We start from the raw sequence: 21,747 nt of genomic DNA, 5'->3' as shown, positions 1-21,747 counted from the left end.
AGCGGGGAACAACGGAGGATTTCGCCCCTTATTGCGGCATCGCCGCCCCCCCCCCCCCCCCCCCCCCGACACCATCGCCCGCATCGGCGGCGACGAATTCGTCGCCGTGCTGACCGAACTGGCGCAGCCCGACGACTGCGAACCGATCCTGGCGCGGCTGCTGCAGGCGGCCGCCGCGCCGCTGTGGCTGGAACAGCCGGCGCCGCTGGAACTGCGCGTCGGCGCCAGCATCGGCGTCACGCTCTACCCGCACGACGGCGCCGACGCCGACCTGCTGATGCGCCACGCCGACCAGGCCATGTACCACGCCAAGCAGGCCGGCAAGAACCGCTACCACCTGTTCGACGTCGGCCGCGACGTCGCCGCGCGCAGCCAGCGCGCCGAGCTGGCCGACATCGAGCGCGGCCTCGGGCAGGACGAATTCGTGCTGCACTACCAGCCCAAGGTCAACATGAAAACCGGCGCGGTCATCGGCGCCGAGGCGCTGATCCGCTGGCGCCACCCGCAGCGCGGTCTGCTGCCGCCGGCCGCCTTCCTGGCGCCGATCGAACTCCATCCGCTTGGCGTGCGAGTGGGCGAGTGGGTCATCGGCGAGGCCCTGCGGCAGATCGCCGCGTGGCGCCGCGCCGGCCTGACCATCGCCGTCAGCGTCAACGTCGGCGCGCACCAGTTGCAAAGTACCGACTTCCTGGCGCGCCTGACGGCGCTGCTGGCGGCGCAGCCGGAGGTGCCGGCCCACTGCCTGGAACTGGAAATCGTCGAAACCAGCGCGTTGCAGGACATGGCTCAGGTGTCGGAACTGATGCAAGCCTGCCGCGCGCTGGGCGTGCACTTCGCGCTGGACGACTTCGGCACCGGCTACTCCTCGCTGACGTATCTGAAACGCCTGCCGGTGGCGCTGCTGAAAATCGACCAGAGTTTCGTGCGCGGCATGCTGGAAGACGCCGACAGCCTGGCCATCATCGACGGCGTGGTCGGCCTGGCGGCGGCGTTCCGGCGCCAGGTCATCGCCGAGGGCGTCGAAACGGTGGCGCACGGCGAACTGCTGCTGCCGCTGGGCTGCGAACTGGCGCAGGGCTACGGCATCGCCCGGCCGATGCCGGCCGCCGAGCTGCCCGGCTGGGCCGCGGTCTGGCGGCCCGACCCGGCATGGACGGCGTGGCGCGGACGCAGCGCGCGGCGCGACGACGTCGCGGTGGTGTTCGCCGAGGTCGAGCACCGCCACTGGCTGCGCGGCATCGAAGCCTTCCTGGCCGGCGCGCCCGACGCGCCCCGTCCGCCAAGCGCGCAGGGCTGCCACTTCAGCCGCTGGCACGCCAGCGAAGGGCGCGGGCGCTACGGCATGCACCCGCGCTTTGCCAGGCTGATCGCACTGCATGTGCAACTGCACGAGCGCGGCAGCGAGTTGGTCGAATTGCACAGCGCCGGCGGCGCCAGCGCCGAACAACTGGCGCCGCGACTGGCCCACCTGCACGCGCTGCGCGACCAGATGATCGACGGCCTGCGCCGGCTGGTGCACGACGGCGCCCAACAGCACCTCGACTAAGCCTACGCCCGCGACGACTGAGGGGGCAGACCCTAGTGCCGTTAAACCAAGGCTTTTCGTAAGTCGGGTTAGCCGGAACGGCGTAACCCGACTGGCGTCGGCGGCGGCTCGGCGTCGGATTACGCTTGGCTAATCCGACCTACGCAAGCCTAACTTGGCGGTATGAAGATCCGCCCCTGGCTTACAATCCGGCGGCGCCCGCGCGATCAAACGCGTCTGCTAAACTGCCGCCAATTCACGATCAAACAATGCCCCGGCAAATACATGATGAAAAGTAGTTCAAAAGGCGGCCTGGTGTACTCCACCGAAGTCGGCCGCACCTGCCCCGAATGCCGGCTAGCCGTCGCCGAGTGCGGCTGCAAAGCCCAGGCCAAAACCGCGCCCGCGGGCGATGGCGTGGTGCGCGTATCGCGCTCAACCAAAGGCCGCGGCGGCAAAAGCGTCACCCTCGTCAAAGGGCTGGCGCTCGACGCCATCGCCCTCGCCTTGCTGGGCAAACAGCTGCGCACAGCCTGCGGTTGCGGTGGCACGGTCAAAGACGGTGTGATCGAGGTGCAAGGCGACCACTGCGACCTGGTTGTCGATGCGCTGAAAAAACGCGGCCACAACGCCAAGCGCGCGGGCGGCTGACGCCGGGGCCGTACCAATTTGCGAAAAACCGGGTCGCGCTTCCGGTTGGACAGTTCAAAGGCGTTCTTTTAGCCGCCGAAGCTGCGCAGCTTGGTAAGCGCCGAAATCGACATCGTTAAACAGGCAACGAATCAAGGGATCGTCGACGATATCCGCCGACTGAATTTCCTCTTCGGTTTGCGTATCGAACACCGCATCGTTGATACGCATGTACATGGAGGTGAGCGACTCGCCCAACTCCAGCGCCGCGTAAAACTTCGCAATGGGGATCTCGGTGGTCCAGGACAGGGCCTGTTCGCCGTCGACGACGAGGGCCGTTATATTGTCGCCTTCCAGGCGGTAGTGGAAGTCTGTGCCCGTTCCCGCGTGGTCGTAGACCGACAGCCGCCACACGCGCACCTTCTCGAAGTAGCTATCCGGCGCAAGTTCCATCTCACTGTATTTTTCAAGCAAACCCGAACGGCAGTAGCCGATGACCCTGTCGGTCTGCTCCGCCGTCAGGGGCGAAAAATGGCGAGCAATTTCCGACGTGGGCGGCGGCGCCGCATTGCCCTCGTATTGATAATCGACATCTTGCTCGCCGACGGGCAAGACCCAGCCCAGCGGCGAGGCTGTCTGAAGCGATTTTCCATCCAACAGCACCGACACCGATGGATTGAGTCTGACTATCTGCGCGTCCGGCAGCGCCGCCCCCACCTCTTGTTGAAACTGGCTGTAGCTGATCGGGAAAAAGGCGCGGTTATACCAGGACCACGATTCCTGCAGAAATTGGCAGGAACTCGGCACCACATAGCGGGGATTGAGTATCGTGAGTTGCTCGATCCAGTCGGCCGGCAACGCCGCCGGCGCGGCGGCGGCGCGGGACGGCGACAGTACCTCGATCTCGCGCATCGTCTGGAACGGCCAGAGCACCATGTCCCAGGGCGCGTCCTGCGCGAGTCCGACCAGCGCCTCGGGACCGATCCACGAATCGACGACATTCAGCACATTCAGGCCGGCCGCCTTGATTTGGAACATGGAATCCACGTCGGAATCAAGCGCCTCGCGCGGGAACACCTCAAACGGGCCGACGCTGACGGGAACATTGGTGCGCAGTTGATGAACATGGACGAAGCCCAGCTCGCGCACCATCGCGAAGAGTTCTTCGAAGAGACAGTAGATATACAGCGGCGTCCGCCGGTCCAACAAATCCAGGCTTTCGAGCGAGCAGTGGTCGTCGTGGTAGTGAGAAATGAAGACGGCGGCGAACCTCACCTTCCTGATCTGCTCGCGATCGAACCTGACGTCGGGGAAGGCGTGACAATTCCGGCTGAAGGGATTTTCAAAGATCGGGTCGAAGGCGATCTGCGTATCGTCGCACTCGAAGACGTAACCCGCGTGAAGTATCCTGGAAATTTTGAGAGTCATAGGGTCGGCAATGTCATTCGGTGAAATGCGCGGGGAGCGCATGCGCCTGTGGCGCGCGCGAATTATCTCACGCAAGCAGGCCCTGCCGCATCTGCCGCCGCGGGCGGACACTCGCGTCGCCCGCCGCGGCATCGACCTTACATTAGACTGCGGCGCTCATCCAGACGCCGCTTAGCGCGATCAAGCCGCCGCTGGCGCGCAGCCACAGCGACTGGCGCTGCAAGCCGTTGCCGAACAAAACGCCGGCGCCGTGCAGTACCGCGCTGGCGGCCATGAAGCCGAAGGCGTATTGCCAAGGCGTGCTCAGCGCCGGCATTTCGCTGCCATGCGCGAAACCGTGGAACAAGGCGAACACGCCGACCATCGCCGCGCCCAGCGCCGTTGGCATTTTCACCGCCAGCGCGATCAACAGGCCGAGCAGCAGGACCGAGGTGGCGATGCCGCCTTCGACCATCGGCAGGCCGACGCCGGCCATCGCCAAGCCGCCGCCGGCGGCCAGCAGCGCCACGAAGCTCAATGGCAGCAGCCATTTTGCGCGGCCGCCCAGCTGGGTCGCCCACACGCCAACGGCCAGCATGGCCAGCAAGTGGTCCAGGCCGAGGAAGGGATGCATCAAGCCGGCCATTGCGCCGTGCGTGTGGCCGGGATGGGCGGCGGCCGCGCCGCAGAACGCCAGCGGCGCCAGGGCCAGTAAGCGGATGTGTTTGGATTGCATGGGTGATTCTCCTTGGATTAAAAATGGGGGGTGTTTGTTCATTTCAGGGCCGACGTGCAGCGGCCATGCCAGGCTATCGCCATGGCGTTCCCGTCAGGTTCGACAGCACCGCGGCGACATTGCTACGGCTGGTGTGGTAGCCGATGAAGACCAGCTCGGAGCGCCGCGCCGCCGGTTTGACGGCGTCGACGCTGATGGTCACGCGCGAGCGCACGCCCTGCACCAGTACGGCGCGCGGGGTCTCGTCGGTGCGGATGAAGCCTTTACTGCGCAGGATGGGTTCGACCTTGGCCGCCTCCAGCAGCGCCGCCTTGAGCTGGTCGGCCTGCTGCGCGACGTCGCTGCGCAGCACGAACGAGAGCCAGCCGGGGTCCTGTTCGTGGAAGTGCTTGTGCGTCGCCAGGCCGTGGCTGTGCGCGCTCAGGCCGGAGTGGGCGTGGCCGTTCAGCCGGCTTTGCTCGGCCAGCACGCCGGCCTGCGGCCCCGGCATCGCCGGCAGCGCCGTGTAGGTGTGGCCGTGCTCGGTGCGCGTCGGCTGGTGCAGCCGCAGCCCCAGCGCCAGGCGAATGTCGAGCCGGGCCTGGTGCGCCAGCTCCAGGAAGCGCACGTTGGGCGCGCGCTGGCGCACCCGCGTTTCGGCCAGCAGCAGCGCCTCGTCGTCGAGGCCGTCGATTTTGTTCAGCACGACGACGTCGGCGTATTCCAACTGCTGTTCGAACATGGTGGCCGCCGGATTCACCGCCGGGTTGATACCCACCCCGTGTTCGAACTGGTCCGACAGCAGCAGCGGCGTGTCGACCACGGCCAGCGTGGCGTCGAGGATGAAGTCGTCGCACAGTTCCGGGCTTTGCAGCAGTTCCATCACCGCCGTCGGCAGCGCCAGGCCCGAGGTTTCGATCAGCACGTGGTCGACGTTGGCGCGCCGCGCCGCGATGGCGCGCATGGTCGGGACGAACTGGTCGTCGTCGCCGTAGGCGATCAGGCCGTACGGGAAGTCGTGGATGCGCACCTGCTCGTCGCCGCCGGCCTCGTCGCGGATCAGCGCGCCGTCGATCGAGATTTCGCCGAACTCGTTGATCAGCAGGGCCAGGCGCCGCGTCTGGCGGCGCTGGATCAGGCTGCGCAGCAAGGTGGTTTTGCCCGAGCCGAGGAAGCCCGTCACGATGGTGACCGGTATCAGCTGCTTCATGCGATGTTCCAGGCTTTCAGCTGCGCCAGCACGGACTCGAAACTGGTGGCCAACTGCGGATAGTCGAGCTGGGGACGGTCCACCACCAGCATTGGAATGCCCAGCGCCTGCGCCGCCTGCGCCTTGGCGCGGTAACCGCCGGCGTCGCCGGAATCCTTCGTCACCACGCAGTCGATTTTCCAGTCGCTCCACAGCGCCGTGTTGAAGGCCGCCGAGAACGGCCCCTGCATCGCGCAGATGCGGTCGCGCGGCACGCCCAGCGCAATCGCGCGCTGGATGAATTCCGGCTCGGCGGTCAGGCGCACGAACCACTGCTTGTCGGCCGCGCCGGGCAAGGTCAGGAAAGTGGCCAGGTCTTTCGAGCCGGTCGCCAGGAAGATGCGCTGGCCGAGTTCGATGGCGCGCTCGCCGGCCTGCTGCGCCGAGGCGCACAGTTCGCCGTCGGCCGGCGCGAACTCGCTGGCGCGCTCGTAGCGCAGGTAGGGGATGCCCAGTTCCAGCGCCAACCCGATCAACTGGTTCGACATGCTGGTGGCGTACGGATGGGTGGCGTCGACCAGCACGCGGGCGCGGCTTTGCGTCAGCGCCTGGCGGCGCGCTTCGATGCCCTGGCGGCCGGCCCAGATGGTCGCGCCGGGGCAGTCCTTCAACGCCACTTCGCCGCCGTAGCCGGTGGCCGCCGACACCACCACCGGGCTGCCCTGCCCCGCCGCCAGTTGCGCCGCCAGCGCGTTGCCGTCGCTGGTGCCGGAGAAGACCCAGACGCCGTCGGCCGGCAGCGCCTCGCGCTCGGGCGCGGCCAACGGCGCGCCTTCCGGCATGGACCAGTCGTTGTAACCGCGCGGCGTGTAGATCTGGCCGCGTTTGCGCTTGGTGAAGCGGTTGCCGACGACGATGGTGGTCAACATGTCGAACTGCAGCGACGGCAGTTCGTCGAGGCGGTGGATGCTCACCTGCTGGCCGGGCCGGTAGGCGTTCTTGACGACGCCGCACAGCGTGTGGGGGGCCTTCGATTCGAGCATCAGTTGCAGCACGCGGTAGACGCCCTGCTGGCGCCCGGCGCTTTGCACGTTGTACATCACGCAGGCCAGGTCGGCCTGGGCGATGTGGCGGGCGCGGTGTTCGATCCAGTCCCACGGGCACAGCAGGTCGGACAGGCTGAGCGTGGCGAAGTCGTGCGACAGCGGCGATCCGAGCAGCGAGGCGCAGGCGTTCGCCGACGTAATCCCCGGCACCAGGTTCACTTCATAGGTGTCGTCCTCGCTCATTTCCTCGTAGGCCAGCGCGGCCATCGCGTAGATGCCGATGTCGCCGCTGGAAATCAGCGAGACCTTGGCGCCGCCGCGCGCCTTTTCGATCGCCAGCAAGGCGCGTTCGCGCTCCTGCGTCAGCGGCGGCGTGTGGATCTCCTTGCCCTCGATGTGCGGCGCGATCCAGCGCAGATACAGTTCATAGGCGACGATCACGTCGCTGCTTTGCAGGGCAGCGACCGCGCGCGGCACGATCAAATCGCCAAAACCAGGGCCAACCGACACCAAATTCAATACACCGCTCATATTTCCATCCATTTATCTTGAACCACTGCGACGGCGACGCCGTCCAGACTCGTTTTCGGCACCAGCAACTCGCCGCGCGGGCTGGCCACCAGGGCGCACGGCTCGCACACGCCGTCCAGCCCCACGTTTTGCATTACCCATTCCGACGCCTTGGTGACCCAGGGCCGCGCCGCCAGCGTGGCGCGGGCGAACACGCGCAGCGGCAGGCCGTGCTTGCGGCAAAATTCCAGCAGGCCGGGCTCGTTCGCCTTCAGGTCGACGGTGGCCACTTCGCGCACCTCGGCTATTTGGCGTTGGCCGCGCTGGCCCAGCGCGTGCAGCACCGCCGCTTCGATCCGTTCGGCCGGCACGCCCTTGCGGCAGCCGACGCCCAGGGTCAGCGGTTTCAGCGCCTCGGTGGCCGTCGTCACCACCGGCACCGCGCCGACCACCGCGGCCACGCGGTAGGCCAGTTCGTTGGCGCCGCCCTCGTGGCCGGCCAGCAGCGAGACCGCGAAACGGCCCGCCTCGTCCAGTACCACCAGCGCCGGGTCGCTGTGTTTGTCCTGCGCCAGGCCGTCGAGGAAGCGCACGGCGATGCCGCTGGCCGCCACCATCACCCATTGGGCGTGCTGGCGGTAGGCGGCGGCGAACTGCGCCTTCTGCGCCACGCCCGGATTCAGCCAGGGCCGGTAGACCTCGGCGCCCAGGCGCGCCCGCAGCACGGCGGCCAGCGCCTCGCCTTCGGCGCGCACCAGCCAGATGCCTAGGGCGGCGTCGCTCACGCGGCGGCCCCGGTCACGTCCACGGTTTCAACGTCGGCGTCAAGCTTGGCCTTGGCTTTGCCCTTGGTCTTCTTCACCACGCGGAACAGGTGCGTGAAGTCCTTCGAATACAGGCTGGACTCGGCCGCGATGTTCTTGTCGAGGGCGGCGCCGACCAGCATCATCGTGGTCAGGTTCCAGGCGCCGCGCTTGGTATCCTTCAACACCGTGCCCAGCGTGCCCTGGTAGATTTTCTGTTCCGGCCAGCTGGCGCGGTAGACCAGGTTCACCGGCGTCTCCTGCGGATAGTGCAGCGACAGGTCGGCGACGATTTTCTTCAGGTGCGGGCCGGACAGGAAAATGCACATGGTGGCGCGGTGTTCGGCCAGCTTGGCGATCGATTCGAGTTCCGGCACCGCCGAGGCGCGCCCGGAAACGCGCGTCAAAATCACCGTTTGCGACACTTCCGGCTTGGTCAGCTCGGTCTGGATCGCGGCGGCGGCGGCCGTAAACGAGGACACGCCCGGCACGACGTCGTACTCGATGCCGAGGGCGTCGAGGCGGCGCATCTGCTCGGCCGTGGCGCCATAAATCGCCGGGTCGCCCGAGTGCAGCCGCGCCACGTCCTTGCCGGCGGCCTGCGCGCGCACGTAGCAAGCCTGCTGCTGTTCCAGGTCGAGCTGGGCGGTGTCGATCAACTCGGCGTCCGGCCGGCAGTGCTGCAGCATGTCGGTCGGCACCAGCGAACCGGCGTACAGCACGATGTCGACGCTGCCCAGCAGGCGCGCGCCGCGCAGGGTGATCAGGTCGGCCGCGCCGGGGCCGGCGCCAATGAAATATACCTTCATGTCTATCTTTCTTCTCGTGGATTGCGGCGCACCAGCATGGTGGCCAGGTAGCCCATCGCCTCGTCGGCAACCAGCCCACCGACGCCGTTGGCCAGCATTTCGCCGGGCAGGCCGATGCGGCGCGCGAAGGCGCAGTGTTCGGCGATGCCCATCTCGCGCAGCAAGTCGAGCACCCAACCCAGGCGCGTGCCGACCTTCATCAGCACCACGATGTCGTGGGTGTCAATGTCGCGCCGCAGCTCTTCCGGGGTTTCCGGACACGGCAAAATGAGCACGCGTTCCTTGCCCTCGCCCAGCGGCCAACTGAGCGCCGCCGCCGCCGAGGCGTAGCTGGTGATACCGGGGAAGGTGCGCAGCGGCAGGCCGGGCAGCCGTTCGCGCAGCGCCGCCAATACGTAGCCGTAGGTCGAGTAGGTCAGCGAATCGCCGATGGTCAGGTAGGCGACGTTGCGGCCGGCGCGCAACTGTGCGGCGATGCCGTCGGCCAGTTGCGCGTAGTGCTCGCTGAGCACCGAACGGTCCGGGTCCATATTGAATTCTATGTCGCGCAGCTTGGCCGGGTCGAGGTCGATGCCGGCCAGGCATTGCAGCGCCACCGAGGCGTTGACGCCGCGCGCGCGCGGCGCGTAGATCAGGTCGGCCTGGCGCAGCGCCTCCAGCGCCGCCAGCGGCAGGTAGCCGGCCGGACCGGGGCCGACGCCGATGCCCCACAGCGTGCCCAGTTGCGTGTCCACTGAGGTGTTCAGCCCTGCGCTCATGCCGACGCTCCCAGCGAATTGCCGGCCAGGTCGAACAGACGCACTTCCAGGCGCTTCACCGACGGCACGCGGGCGTGCGCGAGCGCGCCGATGCGCCGCTCGATCTCGATCCAAAATGCCTGCGAACCGGGTTCACTTCTTAATATTTCCATTGCCGCTTCCACTGTGTTTGCGTTTTCTATCTCTTGCACCAGGGGCGCCGCGTAGCCCATTTCAGCCGCCACCCGCGCCACTCCGGCCATCGCCATATTGCTCTTGCTCGAATGCGTATCCCACCAGCCGTCCAGCACCTTCGCCAGCTTGCCCGGGTGCCCCGCCAGCCACAGCACGTCCAGCGTGCGGCCCTCCTCCTGCAACGCCTTTTGCGTGAAGTCGAGCGAGTCGCCCAGGAAGTTCGCGATCTGCACGCTGCGTTTTTCGGGCAGGCCCAGCACGTCGCGGGCGTAGTCCCGTCCGATTTTACCGGGCAAATACGCCACGCTTTGCGCGCCGCCGCCCAGCGCCACCCGCACGTACACTTCAATCGACGCGATCCAGGTGGCCATCGACATCGGCTCGACGATGCCCGAGGTGCCGAGGATCGAAATGCCGCCGAGGATGCCCAGGCGCGGGTTGAAGGTCTTGCGCGCGATCGCCTCGCCGTCCTCGCAACCGATGGTCAGGTCGAAGCCGGCGTCGAGCTGCCCGGCCAGCGCCTCGTCCAGCACCTCGGCCACCGCCATGCGCATCATCTGCCGCGGCACCGGGTTGATAGCCGGCTCGCCGACGGCCACGCGCAGGCCAGGCTGGGTCGCCGTGCCGACGCCGCGGCCGGCGAAAAAACGCACCTCGCCCGCGTCGCTGCGGCGCACCTCGGCGAAAATCGTCGCGCCGTGAGTGTTGTCGGGGTCGTCGCCGCCGTCCTTCAAGACTTCGGCCCGGACCACGCCTTCACTTAAAAAATCCACCATCTGGATCGGCACCACCAGGTAGTGCACGCCGTCCGGCAGGCTGACCTTGACGGTGTCGCTGCGCTCGCCCGACAGCAGCAAGTTCAGCGCCGCCTTCACCGCCGCCGTCGCGCAACTGCCCGTGGTGCGGCCGCGGCGCAGGCCGTTCAGGGCCAGCACCGCCAGGTCATACTCGCTGCGTTCAGCCAGGCTCATACCCGGCGAGCTGGTTCAGCGCGTCGATCATCATGCCGTTGACCACGCTGGCCGCCCACGGCGAACCGCCGCGCGTTCCGCTGTTGGTAATGCGCGGCACTTGCAGGCAGCGCCGCAATTCCTCCTTGGTTTCGCGCGTGCCGACGAAGCCGACCGGCAGGCCGATCACCAGTTGCGGGCGCCAGCCGTGGTCGCGGATTAGCCGCACCGCCTCGGCGATGGCGGTGGGCGCGTCGCCGATCGAGACGACGACGTCGTTGCCGAATTTTTCCCAGCCGCGGCGGATGCCGGCGGCCGAGCGGGTGATGCCGTACTGTTCCGACATCAGGTGCGTTTCGCGGTCGTGCACGCCGCACCAGGTGTCGATGCCGAGCTGCTCCAGCAAGGCCCGTTTCAGGCCGGTCTGCACCATCGTCACGTCGGTCAGCACGCGTTTGCAGCGCAGCAGCGCGCGGATGCCGCTTTCGATGGCGCCCGGCGAGAAGTACATATCGTTGACGGCGTCGAAGTCGCCGCTGGTGTGTACCAGCCGCTGCAGCACCGTCAAATGCGCCGCCGGGAAGGCGCTCCAGTCGCGCCCGTCGGCGATGATGCGGAAGCTCTCGGCCTCGATCGGATGCGGCTCGTAGGGCGCGAATTCCGGCTTGGCCGGCGCCGTCTCGGCGCCTTCCTTGGCCAGCAGGCCGCGCACCGCCATGTGGTGGGCGCGCTGCGGCTCGCCGACCTGCTGCTCGAAGCCGACGATCTGCACGCGGTATTTGCACAGCGAGCAGTTCATCGCGGCGCGGCCTTCGACGGCTTCGCGCGCGCGTTCGATCATGACGTCGGCGACGTGCGGGTGGACGCCGAAGTAGCCGGCCTTCAGCACTTCGATGCCCGGCTCGCGCTCGCGCAGGTCGTCGGCTGCGGCGTAGATGCGCTTGACCAGCACGCCGTCGAACAGGAAGAACGGCAGCACCACCAGGCGCGCGTAACCCATGCGGGCGGCGGCGCGCAGGCCGTCGGCCACCAGCGGCGTGGCGGTGCCGGAATAGCAGACGTAGGCGGCGCCGAAGCCCATGCCCTCTTCCAGCATGCGCGCCATCTTCGACACGTCGCCGTTGGCGTCGGGGTCGGTGGTGCCGCGTCCGACCAGCACCAGGCAGGTGTCGCCGCGGCGCACGGTGGCGGGCGAAGTCGCCTCCGCCTCGACGATGCGTTGCTGCGCCAGTTGCAGCAATTTCGGGTGCAGGTTCAACGGCGCGCCGAAGTGGAAATCGATGTCCGGGTAGTCGCGCGCCATCGCCTGCACCTCGGCCGGCATGTCGTTCTTGGCGTGGCGGGCGGCCAGCAGCACGCCCGGCACCACCGCCAACTGGCGCGAACCGGCGGCCAGGTTGGCCGTCACCGCCTCGGCGATGGTCGGGCTGGAGAATTCCAGGTAGCCGTGGGTGACGACGTCGTTCGGCGCGCGCGCCCGCACCAGCTCGACCAGCGCCTCGAATTCGCGCACGGCGTCGGGGTCGCGGCTGCCGTGGCCGGCCACGACGATGCCCAGTTTGTCGGCCTGCGTCATTTCTGCTCCGGCGCTTCGATCTGGCTGGCCATCGGGTCCAGCGTGCGGATCAGCATGATGCTCATGTCCGAGCATTTGTGTTCGGCGCATTCGGCCAGCGTGCCGTGCCATTCGGCCTCGCCACGGGTCAGGTTTTCCCACACCTCGGTCGGATGCTCGGGCGAGATGCCCTGCTCCATCAGATAGGCGGCGATGTGCCAGGGCATGAAGGAGCGCGCCTCGTCCCAAGGGCACGGAATGACGATGGCGTTGCGCTGGTCTTGCAGCACGTGCACCAGGTGGCGCTTGAACGGGCTCAAGTCGCCGCGGCGGTGGAAAGTGATGAAGGTGGTTTCGTCGAAACAGACCTTGGCGCGCGAGGCCAGGATCTGCGCCGACGAGATGCCCGGTAGCGATTCGACCGGATGGCCGACGGCGCGCTCGACCCGCTCCAGGTATTGGAAGCCGCTGAAATGGATGTCGCCCATGAAGACGACCACGCATTTTTTGCCGGCGTGGTGTTCGATGGCGCACTCGTCCAGCTTGGCGACCTGGTCGCGGTAACCCATCGTGATCACCTGGGCCTGGGCCGGGATCAGGCTGCGCACCACGTTCAGCACGGCCTCGAAGCCGGCGACGACGTCGGCGTTGCGGATCAAGTCCGCGCCACGCTGCGTCAAATATCCAATGTCACCCGGCCCTGCGCCGATACAAATGATCATACAAACTGCTCCTAAAGAATGTCGTAATTAAAACCAACGGCGGGCATGCTACATCAACTTCGCCACGCTGACGACGTCGCCGACGATGACGATAGCCGGGCTGCCAATGCCTTGCGCCTCCACCACGGCGGCCAGTTCGGCCAGCGGCGCCGCCACGCTGCGCTGCTGCGGCAAGGTGCCGTGCTGGATCACCGCCGCCGGCCGGGTAGCCGGCATGCCGGCGGCCAGCAGGCTTGCGACGATCTGCGGCAAATTGGCGATGCCCATGTAGATTACCAGCGTTCCGCCGGCGGCCACCAGGCCCGCCCAGTTGGTCGGGTCGTCGTTGCAACCGTGCCCGGTCAAAAACGTCACGCTGCGGGCGTGGTCGCGGTGCGTCAGCGGAATGCCGACCGCGGCCGGGGCGGCCACACCGGAGGTCACGCCGCTGACCACTTCGACTTCAATGCCGGCCGCTTGCAGGCACTGCATTTCCTCGCCGCCGCGGCCGAACACGAACGGATCGCCGCCCTTCAAGCGCGCGACGACGCTGCCGGCCAGCGCGTGCTCCAGCAGCTGCTCGTGGATGGCCTGCTGCGTCGCCGAATGGCGGCCGCCGCGCTTGCCCACTTCGACCACGCGCGCATGCGGCGCGATAAAGCGCAGCACGTCGCGGTTGACCAGGTCGTCGAGCAGCACCACGTCGGCTTCGCCCAGCAGGCGCACCGCCTTCAATGTCATCAGTTCGACGTCGCCGGGTCCGGCGCCGATCAAATATACTTTACCGGGCGTCATGCGGCACCCATCCGCGCGCGTATCGTCAACGCCAGGCTGTCGGCCGACAACTGCTCCAGCGTCAGGCATTCCGCGCCCAGGGTGTGCGCCAGTTGCGCGGCGCGGCCAAGCCGCAGGTAGCCGCTTTCGGTGTCGAGCACCAGCGCGGGAACGCCGCGTTCGGCCAGCAGCTCGGCCATCGCCAGCGATTCGCGCCACGGGTCGCCGCCTTCGCTGAGGGCGACGTTGGCCTTGCCGTCGGTGAGCAGCACCAGTAGCGGCGGCGCGTTGCCGGCGGCGCGCTCCAGCGTTTCCAGCGCTAGTTGCAGCGCGTGCGGCAGCGGCGTGCGCCCGCCGGTGGGCAGCTCGCCCAAACCTTGTTCGGCACGGTCGACGCTGCGGGTCGGCGCCAGCAGCACCTGCGCCGCCTGGCCGCGGAAGGAAATGACGGCCACTTCGTCGCGCCGCTGGTAGGCGTCGGTCAACAGCGTCAGCACGGCGCCCTTGACCGCTTCCATGCGCCGCTGCGCCGCCATTGAGCCTGAGGCGTCGACCACGAACAGGATCAGGTTGGCTCTTTTGCCGACGCGGACTTGCTGGTGCAGATCGGCCTGCGTCACCTGCAAATTGCCGGGGTCGCGCAAGGCGGCGCTGCGCAGCGTTGCGCCGATGGCGAGGCTGCTCGGATTGTCGTCCGGTACCGCGCGCACCACGCGTCCGCGCGGCGCGTTCAGCGCTTCGCTGCGGCGGCCCATGCTGGCACGGGCGGCGCTGGAATCGACCACGATACGCGGCGCGGCGCCATTGGCGGCCGCGGCGGCGAACATTTGCTCGTCATTCTGTTGTTCGGATTCGCCTTGCTCGTTTTGCCGCTGGTCCGGGTTTTGCTGCTCGCAGCCGTCCTCCGACTGCGGCGGCGCGGCCTGCTGCATCAATTCGTCCAAGCGTTCGCGGTCCAGCCCGGGCTGTTCGAACGGTTTGCGGCGGCGCCGGTGCGGCAGCACCAGTTCGGCGGCGCTGCGCAAGTCGGCCGGCGTGACTTGCAAACGGCCGTCCAGCGCCGCCAGTGCGCGCGAGGCTTTGTGCATGACGATGTCGGCGCGCAGGCTGGCCACCTCGAATTCGCAGCACAGGTGGCTGATCAGGTCGAGCATGGCGTCGTCCAGCACCACGTCCGGCAGCAGACGCTGGGCGGTGGCGAGCTGGCGGTGCAGCGCCTGCTGCTGCAATTCCCAGGTGGCGCTGTAGCCGGCCGGGTCGGCTTCGTAGGCGATACGCCGGCGCACCACCTCGGAGCGCACCTTCTTGTCGCGCGGCGCCGTCACCTCCACCATCAAGCCGAAACGGTCCAGTAGCTGCGGGCGCAGGTCGCCCTCTTCCAGGTTCATCGTGCCGACCAGGGTGAAGCGCGCCGGATGCTGGATCGACAAGCCTTCGCGCTGCACCGAGTTGACGCCCATCGCGGCGACGTCGAGCAGCACGTCGACCAGGTGGTCGGCCAGCAGGTTGACCTCGTCTATATAGAGCACGCCGCGGTGGGCGGCGGCCAGCAGGCCGGGCTGGAAGGCGCGTTGGCCGCCTTGCAGCGCGCGCGCCAGGTCCAGGCTGCCAATGACGCGGTCTTCGGTCGCGCCCAGCGGCAGCGTGACGAAGGGCACGGCGGACAGCTCGGCGCCGCCCTCGCCGCACACCTCACAATGCTGGCACGGCGCGCCGGCCGGGCAGTTGAAGGCGCAGCCGGCGACGCGCTCTATGCGCGGCAACACGTCGGCCAGCGCGCGCGCGGCGGTGCTTTTCGCGGTGCCCTTGTCGCCCCGGATCAGGACGCCGCCCATGCTCGGGTCCACCGCGCACAGCAGCAGGGCCGCCTGCAATTGCGCTTGCCCGACGATGGCGGAGAAGGGGAAATTCGTGCTTGTCATTTTATGCGCTGCGCGGGGTCTCGCCGCGCGCCTCCAACAGGGTTTCACTATTCAGGTACAGCTCGCGCAACTGCTCCAGCGTCTCGGGGCGCGGTTCGGCCCACATGCCGCGGCTGGCCGCTTCCAGCAGGCGCTCGGCGATGGCGTTTTGCGCCCACGGATTGGCCTCCCGCAAAAAGCGCTGCATCTCGGGGTCGAAGCCGTAGGCCTGGGCCACGTCCTCGTACATCCAGTCGTCCATTACCTGCGCGGTGGCGTCGTAGCCGAACAGGTAGTCGACCGTCGCGGTCAGCTCCAGCCCGCCCTTGTAGCCGTGCCGCTGGATGCTGGCCAGCCACTTCGGGTTGACCACGCGCGAGCGGAACACGCGCAGCGTCTCTTCCTTCAAGTCGCGCACCTGCGCCCGCGCCGGGTCGTGGCTGTCGCCGAAGTAGTGGCGCGGCTGCTGCCCGGTCAGGGCGCGGATGGTGGCGATCATCCCGCCGTGGAATTGCAGGTAGTCGTCGCTGTCGAAGATGTCGTGTTCGCGGTTGTCCTGGTTGTGCAACGCCACCTGCACGCCCGACAGGCGCACCTTGAAGGCTTCGCGCTGGTCGGCGCCCTGGGCGCCGCGCGCGTAGGCGTAACCGCCCCAGTTGACGTAGGCCTCGGCGAAGTCGGCGTCAGCCTCCCAGTTTTTATGCTGGATCAGCGGCAGGATGCCGGCGCCGTAGCTGCCCGGCTTGGCGCCGAAAACGCGGTAGGCCGAGCGTTTCTCGGCCTCGTCCCGCGGCAGTCCCTGGCCGATCCAGTCGCCCAGCTCGGCCAGATAATGCTTGCGCACGAAGTTGTGGGTCAGCGGCTCGTCGAGCTGGATGACGGTGTTGACGGCGTCGTCGATCAGGTCGATCAGCTGTGGGAAGGCGTCGCGGAAGAAGCCGCTGATGCGCGTGGTGACGTCGATGCGCGGGCGCTTCAACTCGTCGAGCGGGATCACCTCGACGCCGCTAACCTGGCGGCTTTCTGCGCGCCACACCGGGCGCACGCCCAGCAGCGCCAGGATCTGCGCGACGTCGTCGCCGTGGGTGCGCATCGCGCTGGTGCCCCAGATGCTGATGGCCACGCTCTCGGGATAGGCGCCGGTTTCGCGTTCGTGCCGCACCAGCACCTCGTGCGCCAGTTGCAGGCCGACGCGCCAGGCCGACTGCGACGGTACGCTGCGCGGGTCGACCGAATAGAAATTGCGCCCGGTCGGCAGGATGTGCGCCATGCCGCGGGTCGGCGAGCCGCTCGGGCCGGCCGGCACGTATTCACCGGCCAGGCCGTTGATCAGGTTGTCGATTTCGTCGGTGGCGCGCGCCAGGTTCGGCACCAGTTCGCGGCAGGCGAAACCGAGCACCTTGCGCAGCGCGTCGAAACGGGCCGCGCTCGGACTCGGCTTGACGCTGGCGCTGGCCGCACGCGGCGGCGCGGCCGGCTTGGCGCGCGGCTTGCCCATTTGCGACAGCATGTTGCCGCCGCCGGCGCGCAGGGCCGGTTGCAGCAGCGGCTTGGCGGCGGCGCTGTCGCCGGCGTCAAGGCCGCTGAAGACGAGGTCGAGGACGTCGTCAATGCGCGCCGCCGAATAGGCGTGTTCGTGCAGCTCGACGAACAAGCGACGGCACAAGCCATCAATCGCGTCGAGCGCGTCGGCGCGGGTGACAACCGCGCAGTTGGCCAGCCGCGCCAGCGCGTCGACGACGTTCAGGCGGCGGCCTTTTTGGTCGAGCAGCATGTCCATGTTCAGGCCGAACAGGCGCGCCACTTCGGCTTGCAGGCCGGGGATTTCCAGATTCGGCAAACGCGTCAGCGACACCAGCATGTCCGGCATCTGCTCCGGGTCCGGGCCGCGGCCGAGGATGTGCAAGCCGTCGCGGATTTGCGCCGAGCCCAGCTCGCACAGGTAGCCGTCGAGGTCTTCGATCAGATGGGCGACGTCGGAGCCGCCCATGCTGGCCAGCGCCTCGGGCAATTCTCCGTCGTGGTCGTGACCATGATCGTGACCGTGACCGTGACCGTGATCGTGGCCATGGTCGTGTGCGTGCCCGTGGCCATGCTCATGCTCATGATCGTGGTCGTGGTCGTGGTGAAGCAGGCGCGCCTGCAAATCGGCGTTCAGGTTGGTCTGTTTGACCAGCTCCCAAATCTGCTGCTGCAACAGCGGCAGCTTGGCCGGGTCCAGCACCTCGACCTGGTAGTACTCGTCGACCAGCTGGGTCAGCTGGGCCAGCGCGCCGTAGGTGTCGGCGGTGGTCATCGGCGGCGTCAGGTGGTCGACGACGACCGCGTGGCCGCGGCGCTTCGCCTGCGAGCCCTCGCCCGGATCGTTGATGATGAACGGGTAAAACAGCGGCAGGTCGCCCAGCAGCGCGTCCGGGAAGCAGTTCTCCGACAGGCCGACGCCCTTGCCCGGCAGCCATTCCATGGTGCCGTGCTTGCCGACGTGGACGATGGCGTCGGCGCGCCACTCGTCGCGTAACCAGCGGTACAGCGCGTAGTAATGGTGGGTCGGCGGCAGGTCCGGCTGGTGGTAAATCGCGTCCGGGTCCATGCCGTAGCCGCGCGGCGGTTGCAGCGCCACGAAGGTGTTGCCCAGTTCGATGCCGGCCAGCGCCAGGTGGCCGTCGTGGACGTAGGCCTCGCCGGGCGCGGCGCCCCACTGGGCCGTCATTTTGTCGCGCATCTCGGCTGGCAGGTCGGCGAACCAGGTGGCGTACTGCGCCGCCGGCACGCGGCCGGCGGCGTGCGTCAACTGCTCGGCGGTCAGGTAGATATTGTCGTAGGAACAGCGCTGCACCAGGTCATGGATCAGCGCGGTGCCGTCCTTCGGCACCTCCCCGATGTCATAGCCGGCCACGCGCATCGCTTCGAGGATGCGCATCAGCGACGCCGGCGCGTCCAGCCCGACGGCGTTGCCGATCTGCGAGGCCTTGCTGCTCGAATTGGTGAACATGAAGGCGACGCGCTTGTCGGCGTTCGGCAGCCGTTTCAGGCGGGCGAACCGCGCCGCGATGCCGGCCACGCGGGCGACGCGGTCCAACAGCGGCTCGTACTCCACCGCTTCGCTGGGCATGCCGGCCGCGCGCGCCTTGAACGACACCGGCACGGTGATGATGCGGCCGTCGAACTCCGGCAGGACCACGTTCATGGCCGCGTCGAGCGGATTCAGGCCGCGCGCCGACTGCTGCCACTGGGTCTGCGTCATGCCGCTGGTGATCGCCTGCAGCACCGGCACGTTGAGCGTTTCCAGCACGCCCACCGACCAGCCGGCCGGAGTCGGCCCGCCGGGGGTGATTTCGCCCATGGCGAACGAGGTGGTATTAATGAGTACGTCGATGTGGGCGCCGTCGCTTTCACCTTGTGCGCCGCTAAAATAGCGCAGCGCGCTCGGCAGCGTCGCGCCGCCGTCGCCGCCGGCGCGCAGCGACGCGGTGAACACCGGCAGCACGTTCAGGCCGCGCTGCTCCAGCGCCGCCAGCAGCGCGTCGATGAAGCGGGTGTTCCCGCTCATCCAGTGGGCACGGTAGAAAACGATGCCGACGCTCGGCTTTTCCGGCGCCCGCAACGCCAGCCAGTCGGCCACCCCGGCGCCTTGCGCCAGGTCGGGATGGTAGATGCCGTGCTCGGGCAAGGCGTGCGCCGGCTCGAAACCGAAGCCGGTCAGCAGCAGATGGTCGGACAGGTAGCGCAGCAACTGCGCCAGGTTGGTGCTGCCGCCGGCCTGGAAGTACTTCAGCGCCTGTTGCAGCACGTCCGGCGAAACGGTGGACACCGCCGCCAGCTCCGGGTCGGGCTCGCCGGTGCCGCTGATGGCGATCAGGTGGCGTCCCTGGCGCTTGGCCATGCCGACCAGTTCGGCGAAGCCGGGCACGCCGCCGAGGCGGCCCAGCACGCGCAGCACGATGATGCGGGCGCCGGCCAGTTCCTTGGCCAGCAAGGCGGCCATCTGCGTTTCGCTTTCCAGCGATTGCAGGTTGACGCCAGCCACCGGAGCGAAGTCCGGCGGCATCTGGGACAGCGCGCTGTGCAAAACCGTCAAATCGTTCGATGCGTGCGTCAACAGCGCAATGTGCGCTTTCCCAGCCGGTGCTTCAGACATCTTCTTTTTCCAATGTACAGGTATCGCCTTCGCCGAGGCGATGGAAAATCAAATCGCTTACTTCTTCGCCGCCGATTAGGTGCTCGCTGACAATGCGGTCCACCGCCGCCGCGTCGACGCGGTTGTACCAGGTGCCTTCCGGGTACACCACCATGATCGGGCCGTTGTTGCGGCAGGCGACCATGCAGTGCGTGCGGGTGCGCTTGATGCGCAGTTCGGGGCGGGCGTCGATCTTCTCGCCCATCAGCTCGAACATGGCCTGCGCCTGCACGCCGTTTTCGGTGCAGCGCGGGCCGACGCACATGAATACATGACGGTTGTGGGTGCGCATGGCGTCAGGCCGATTTCTTGTAGAAGAAACCGGCCAAGCCGCCCAGCGCCAGCCAGAAAGCGGCGTTGGCAATCGCGGTGGCGTAGACGAAGGAGCGCGTCAGTTCGGCCGGCGCGCTGCTGGCGTGAAGCTCGGGCTGCGGGGCGCCGACCAAATGCGGCACGAACAGCACGGCGGCGCCGAGCAGCTTCAGCGGCAGGCTGCGGGCGAACACCAGCAACGCCAGGCCGCCGGCGGTGGCCGACACGGTGGTCAGCCACCAGATTTGGCGCGCGGCCAGCGGCGCGCCGACGGTGCCGGGCAACTCGGGCGGCAGGCCGATAGACGGCGCCACGAAAAAGACCAGGTAGCCGGCGGCGCCCCACAGCAGGCCGGAGCCGAAGCCAATGGACTGGCCGCGCAGGCTAATCGCACCGGCCAGCAGCAGGCCGAAGCCGACCGCCATGCTGATGTTGGCGACGGCGGTAAAGAAGGTGCGTTCCTTGCCGTTTTCCGGCTGCCAGCCGCCGTGCGTGTGTTGCTGTTGTTCGTGCGCTTGCTCGGACGCCGATGCCGAGGCGACGTCGTGCGAATGCTCGGGCGCGGACGGCAACGCCGTCGCGTGCGTATGGGCGTGGCCGTCGGCGTGCACATGCTGCACCGCCTTGGCGGACGCCGGCGTCGTCGTCGGCTCGGCGACAGGCGCGGCGGAGGACGCGGCGGCGTCCTCGTACGTCTCGGCCTGCAAGATGATTTTGCTGACCTGGACCTGCTGGACGGCGGTCAACAGCAGGCCGGCAAGGATGCCTGAAAATGCGGCGGCGCGAACGATGCGGTTGAACGCGCCCAGGTTAATCCCGCCGGCCGAGCGCGTTAGTGGCACGGGAAGCTCGCCGAATGGCGGCTGTCGTGGGCCGCGTTGTGCAGGGCTTCCGTTTCGGCGAACGCGGCGCCGTACAACAGCACCAGGCCAAGGCCGCCGGCCATCAGGAACGGCAAGACTTTATCTTTCCAAAGGGCCAATTGGGATTGCGAACCGACCTGACCGGTGACAGCGTGATGTGTGGACATGATGTACTTTCCAGATAGCAACGTTGAGAAGCTTGTAACTGAAGAAAGAGAAAAGATGGGTGCGAAGCGCAGCAAACCACCTGGATCGCCCTCCGCGATACAAACGCATTAAAGGCTTCAGGCTGGTTTCCGGACTGACGAGTAGCGTTCCGATGCGGAACAGACTGGGCTTACGCCTTCCCATGCGAAGCACAGTGGCATACTGCAAACCCTTTTACTCGATCACCGTTGCGGGGGCAGCGTCGGCACTTTTTTTCCGTGCGGAAAAACTCACCGACTTCCCATTTAAATTCGCAAACGACTGTTTGTGAATACCAAAAGCAATACCGGCGAAGTATAGGTCCGGGGCGCGCAAATTGCAACGGGCAAAGATGCGCTTACGGGGAGGCGGGCGCGCCGCGGGCGCCAACGGGAACCGGCGGCGAAGAGCCGGGGTCAGCCCCCGCGGTCTAGCCCAATCCACCCAAGTTAAGAATTTTTCTTTAAAAGTAGAGCGAAATACAATAAAAAGCTTGACATGCCAGTGAGGTAGGGCGCGGCCAGTGAGATTTTTTACCTCATTGGCCGCCATGTCCCTTGCCGCACTGTTCAACGATCTTGCCGCGCATTTGCAGTCCGTCGAATTCCTTCTGACGGCCCGACATATTGAACACCCCGCCGCATTTTCCCGCCAGCGAAAATTGCCATTGCCGGCGCTGGTCGCGTTGATGCTTACCGGTATGCGCATGAGCGTCCAAGCCGAGCTCGACGTATTCTTCGCCCATCTGCAGCAACGTGCGCA

Annotated in this window: 19 protein-coding genes and 1 riboswitch; of the genes, 2 read left to right on the top strand and 17 right to left on the bottom strand. The window is 67.4% G+C overall.

The window, feature by feature from the left end; translation table 11 throughout:
* Together ACFDR9_RS20435 and ACFDR9_RS20430 are read left to right on the top strand one after the other, a co-directional pair.
* Positions 1–1,546 (top strand): EAL domain-containing protein (locus tag ACFDR9_RS20435; RefSeq protein WP_409032176.1); only part of this gene is annotated, 1,546 nt, incomplete at its 5' end.
* Between the two features lie 267 nt (positions 1,547–1,813).
* Positions 1,814–2,176 (top strand): translation initiation factor Sui1, encoded by a 363-nt coding sequence (locus ACFDR9_RS20430; protein WP_409032177.1) that lies wholly within the window; start codon positions 1,814–1,816, stop codon positions 2,174–2,176.
* A gap of 54 nt (positions 2,177–2,230) precedes the next feature.
* On the opposite strand, the gene ACFDR9_RS20425 is transcribed toward ACFDR9_RS20430, so the two are convergent.
* From ACFDR9_RS20425 to ACFDR9_RS20345, 17 genes are all read right to left on the bottom strand, one after another.
* Complete coding sequence (locus ACFDR9_RS20425) at positions 2,231–3,583, bottom strand: MBL fold metallo-hydrolase (RefSeq protein ID WP_409032175.1); 1,353 nt, start codon at positions 3,581–3,583, stop codon at positions 2,231–2,233.
* Between the two features lie 142 nt (positions 3,584–3,725).
* Positions 3,726–4,298 (bottom strand): HupE/UreJ family protein, encoded by a 573-nt coding sequence (locus ACFDR9_RS20420; protein WP_409032174.1) that lies wholly within the window; start codon positions 4,296–4,298, stop codon positions 3,726–3,728.
* Between the two features lie 73 nt (positions 4,299–4,371).
* A complete protein-coding gene (locus tag ACFDR9_RS20415) occupies positions 4,372–5,487 on the bottom strand; it encodes a CobW family GTP-binding protein (protein ID WP_409032173.1) in 1,116 nt (371 codons plus the stop codon).
* Positions 5,484–7,043, bottom strand: a complete 1,560-nt coding sequence (gene cobJ / locus ACFDR9_RS20410) for a precorrin-3B C(17)-methyltransferase (RefSeq protein WP_409032172.1) — start codon at positions 7,041–7,043, stop codon at positions 5,484–5,486. Before cobJ ends, ACFDR9_RS20415 begins: the two co-directional genes overlap by 4 nt.
* Positions 7,040–7,807, bottom strand: coding sequence for a cobalamin biosynthesis protein (locus ACFDR9_RS20405; protein ID WP_409032171.1), 768 nt, complete (start codon positions 7,805–7,807; stop codon positions 7,040–7,042). Before ACFDR9_RS20405 ends, cobJ begins: the two co-directional genes overlap by 4 nt.
* Complete coding sequence (gene cobM / locus ACFDR9_RS20400; protein ID WP_409032170.1) at positions 7,804–8,634, bottom strand: precorrin-4 C(11)-methyltransferase; 831 nt, start codon at positions 8,632–8,634, stop codon at positions 7,804–7,806. The genes ACFDR9_RS20405 and cobM overlap by 4 nt, the downstream gene beginning before the upstream one ends.
* A 2-nt stretch (positions 8,635–8,636) precedes the next feature.
* Entirely contained in the window at positions 8,637–9,392 is a 756-nt protein-coding gene (cobI, locus tag ACFDR9_RS20395) for a precorrin-2 C(20)-methyltransferase (RefSeq protein ID WP_409032169.1), read from the bottom strand.
* Positions 9,389–10,537, bottom strand: a complete 1,149-nt coding sequence (gene cbiD / locus ACFDR9_RS20390; RefSeq protein ID WP_409032168.1) for a cobalt-precorrin-5B (C(1))-methyltransferase CbiD — start codon at positions 10,535–10,537, stop codon at positions 9,389–9,391. The genes cobI and cbiD overlap by 4 nt, the downstream gene beginning before the upstream one ends.
* Positions 10,524–12,092, bottom strand: a complete 1,569-nt coding sequence (locus ACFDR9_RS20385; RefSeq protein WP_409032167.1) for a precorrin-8X methylmutase — start codon at positions 12,090–12,092, stop codon at positions 10,524–10,526. Before ACFDR9_RS20385 ends, cbiD begins: the two co-directional genes overlap by 14 nt.
* Complete coding sequence (locus ACFDR9_RS20380; protein WP_409032166.1) at positions 12,089–12,793, bottom strand: cobalt-precorrin-7 (C(5))-methyltransferase; 705 nt, start codon at positions 12,791–12,793, stop codon at positions 12,089–12,091. The genes ACFDR9_RS20385 and ACFDR9_RS20380 overlap by 4 nt, the downstream gene beginning before the upstream one ends.
* A gap of 48 nt (positions 12,794–12,841) precedes the next feature.
* The gene (gene cobA / locus ACFDR9_RS20375) at positions 12,842–13,567 is read right to left on the bottom strand and encodes a uroporphyrinogen-III C-methyltransferase (protein ID WP_409032165.1); all 726 of its coding nucleotides are present in this window, start codon (positions 13,565–13,567) and stop codon (positions 12,842–12,844) included.
* Complete coding sequence (locus ACFDR9_RS20370; protein WP_409032164.1) at positions 13,564–15,468, bottom strand: putative cobaltochelatase; 1,905 nt, start codon at positions 15,466–15,468, stop codon at positions 13,564–13,566. Before ACFDR9_RS20370 ends, cobA begins: the two co-directional genes overlap by 4 nt.
* A gap of 1 nt (position 15,469) precedes the next feature.
* Positions 15,470–19,585 (bottom strand): cobaltochelatase subunit CobN, encoded by a 4,116-nt coding sequence (locus ACFDR9_RS20365; protein ID WP_409032163.1) that lies wholly within the window; start codon positions 19,583–19,585, stop codon positions 15,470–15,472.
* Complete coding sequence (locus ACFDR9_RS20360; protein WP_409032162.1) at positions 19,578–19,916, bottom strand: (2Fe-2S) ferredoxin domain-containing protein; 339 nt, start codon at positions 19,914–19,916, stop codon at positions 19,578–19,580. Before ACFDR9_RS20360 ends, ACFDR9_RS20365 begins: the two co-directional genes overlap by 8 nt.
* A gap of 4 nt (positions 19,917–19,920) precedes the next feature.
* Positions 19,921–20,778 carry a CbtA family protein gene (locus ACFDR9_RS20355; protein WP_409032161.1) on the bottom strand — a complete coding sequence of 286 codons (858 nt, stop codon included), beginning with the start codon at positions 20,776–20,778 and terminating at the stop codon, positions 19,921–19,923.
* Positions 20,769–20,894: a CbtB-domain containing protein gene (locus tag ACFDR9_RS20350; protein ID WP_017875364.1), complete on the bottom strand. Its 126-nt coding sequence runs from the start codon at positions 20,892–20,894 to the stop codon at positions 20,769–20,771. The genes ACFDR9_RS20355 and ACFDR9_RS20350 overlap by 10 nt, the downstream gene beginning before the upstream one ends.
* Positions 20,895–21,068: 174 nt before the next feature.
* A riboswitch (cobalamin riboswitch) is annotated at positions 21,069–21,300 on the bottom strand.
* Positions 21,301–21,523: 223 nt separating this feature from the next.
* Positions 21,524–21,747 (bottom strand): hypothetical protein (locus ACFDR9_RS20345; protein WP_409032160.1); only part of this gene is annotated, 224 nt, incomplete at its 5' end.

Source organism: Janthinobacterium sp. CG_23.3 (genome assembly GCF_046115965.1).
Classification (GTDB): Bacteria; Pseudomonadota; Gammaproteobacteria; order Burkholderiales; family Burkholderiaceae_D; genus Janthinobacterium.
This window is presented reverse-complemented; position numbering and strand designations above follow the sequence as displayed.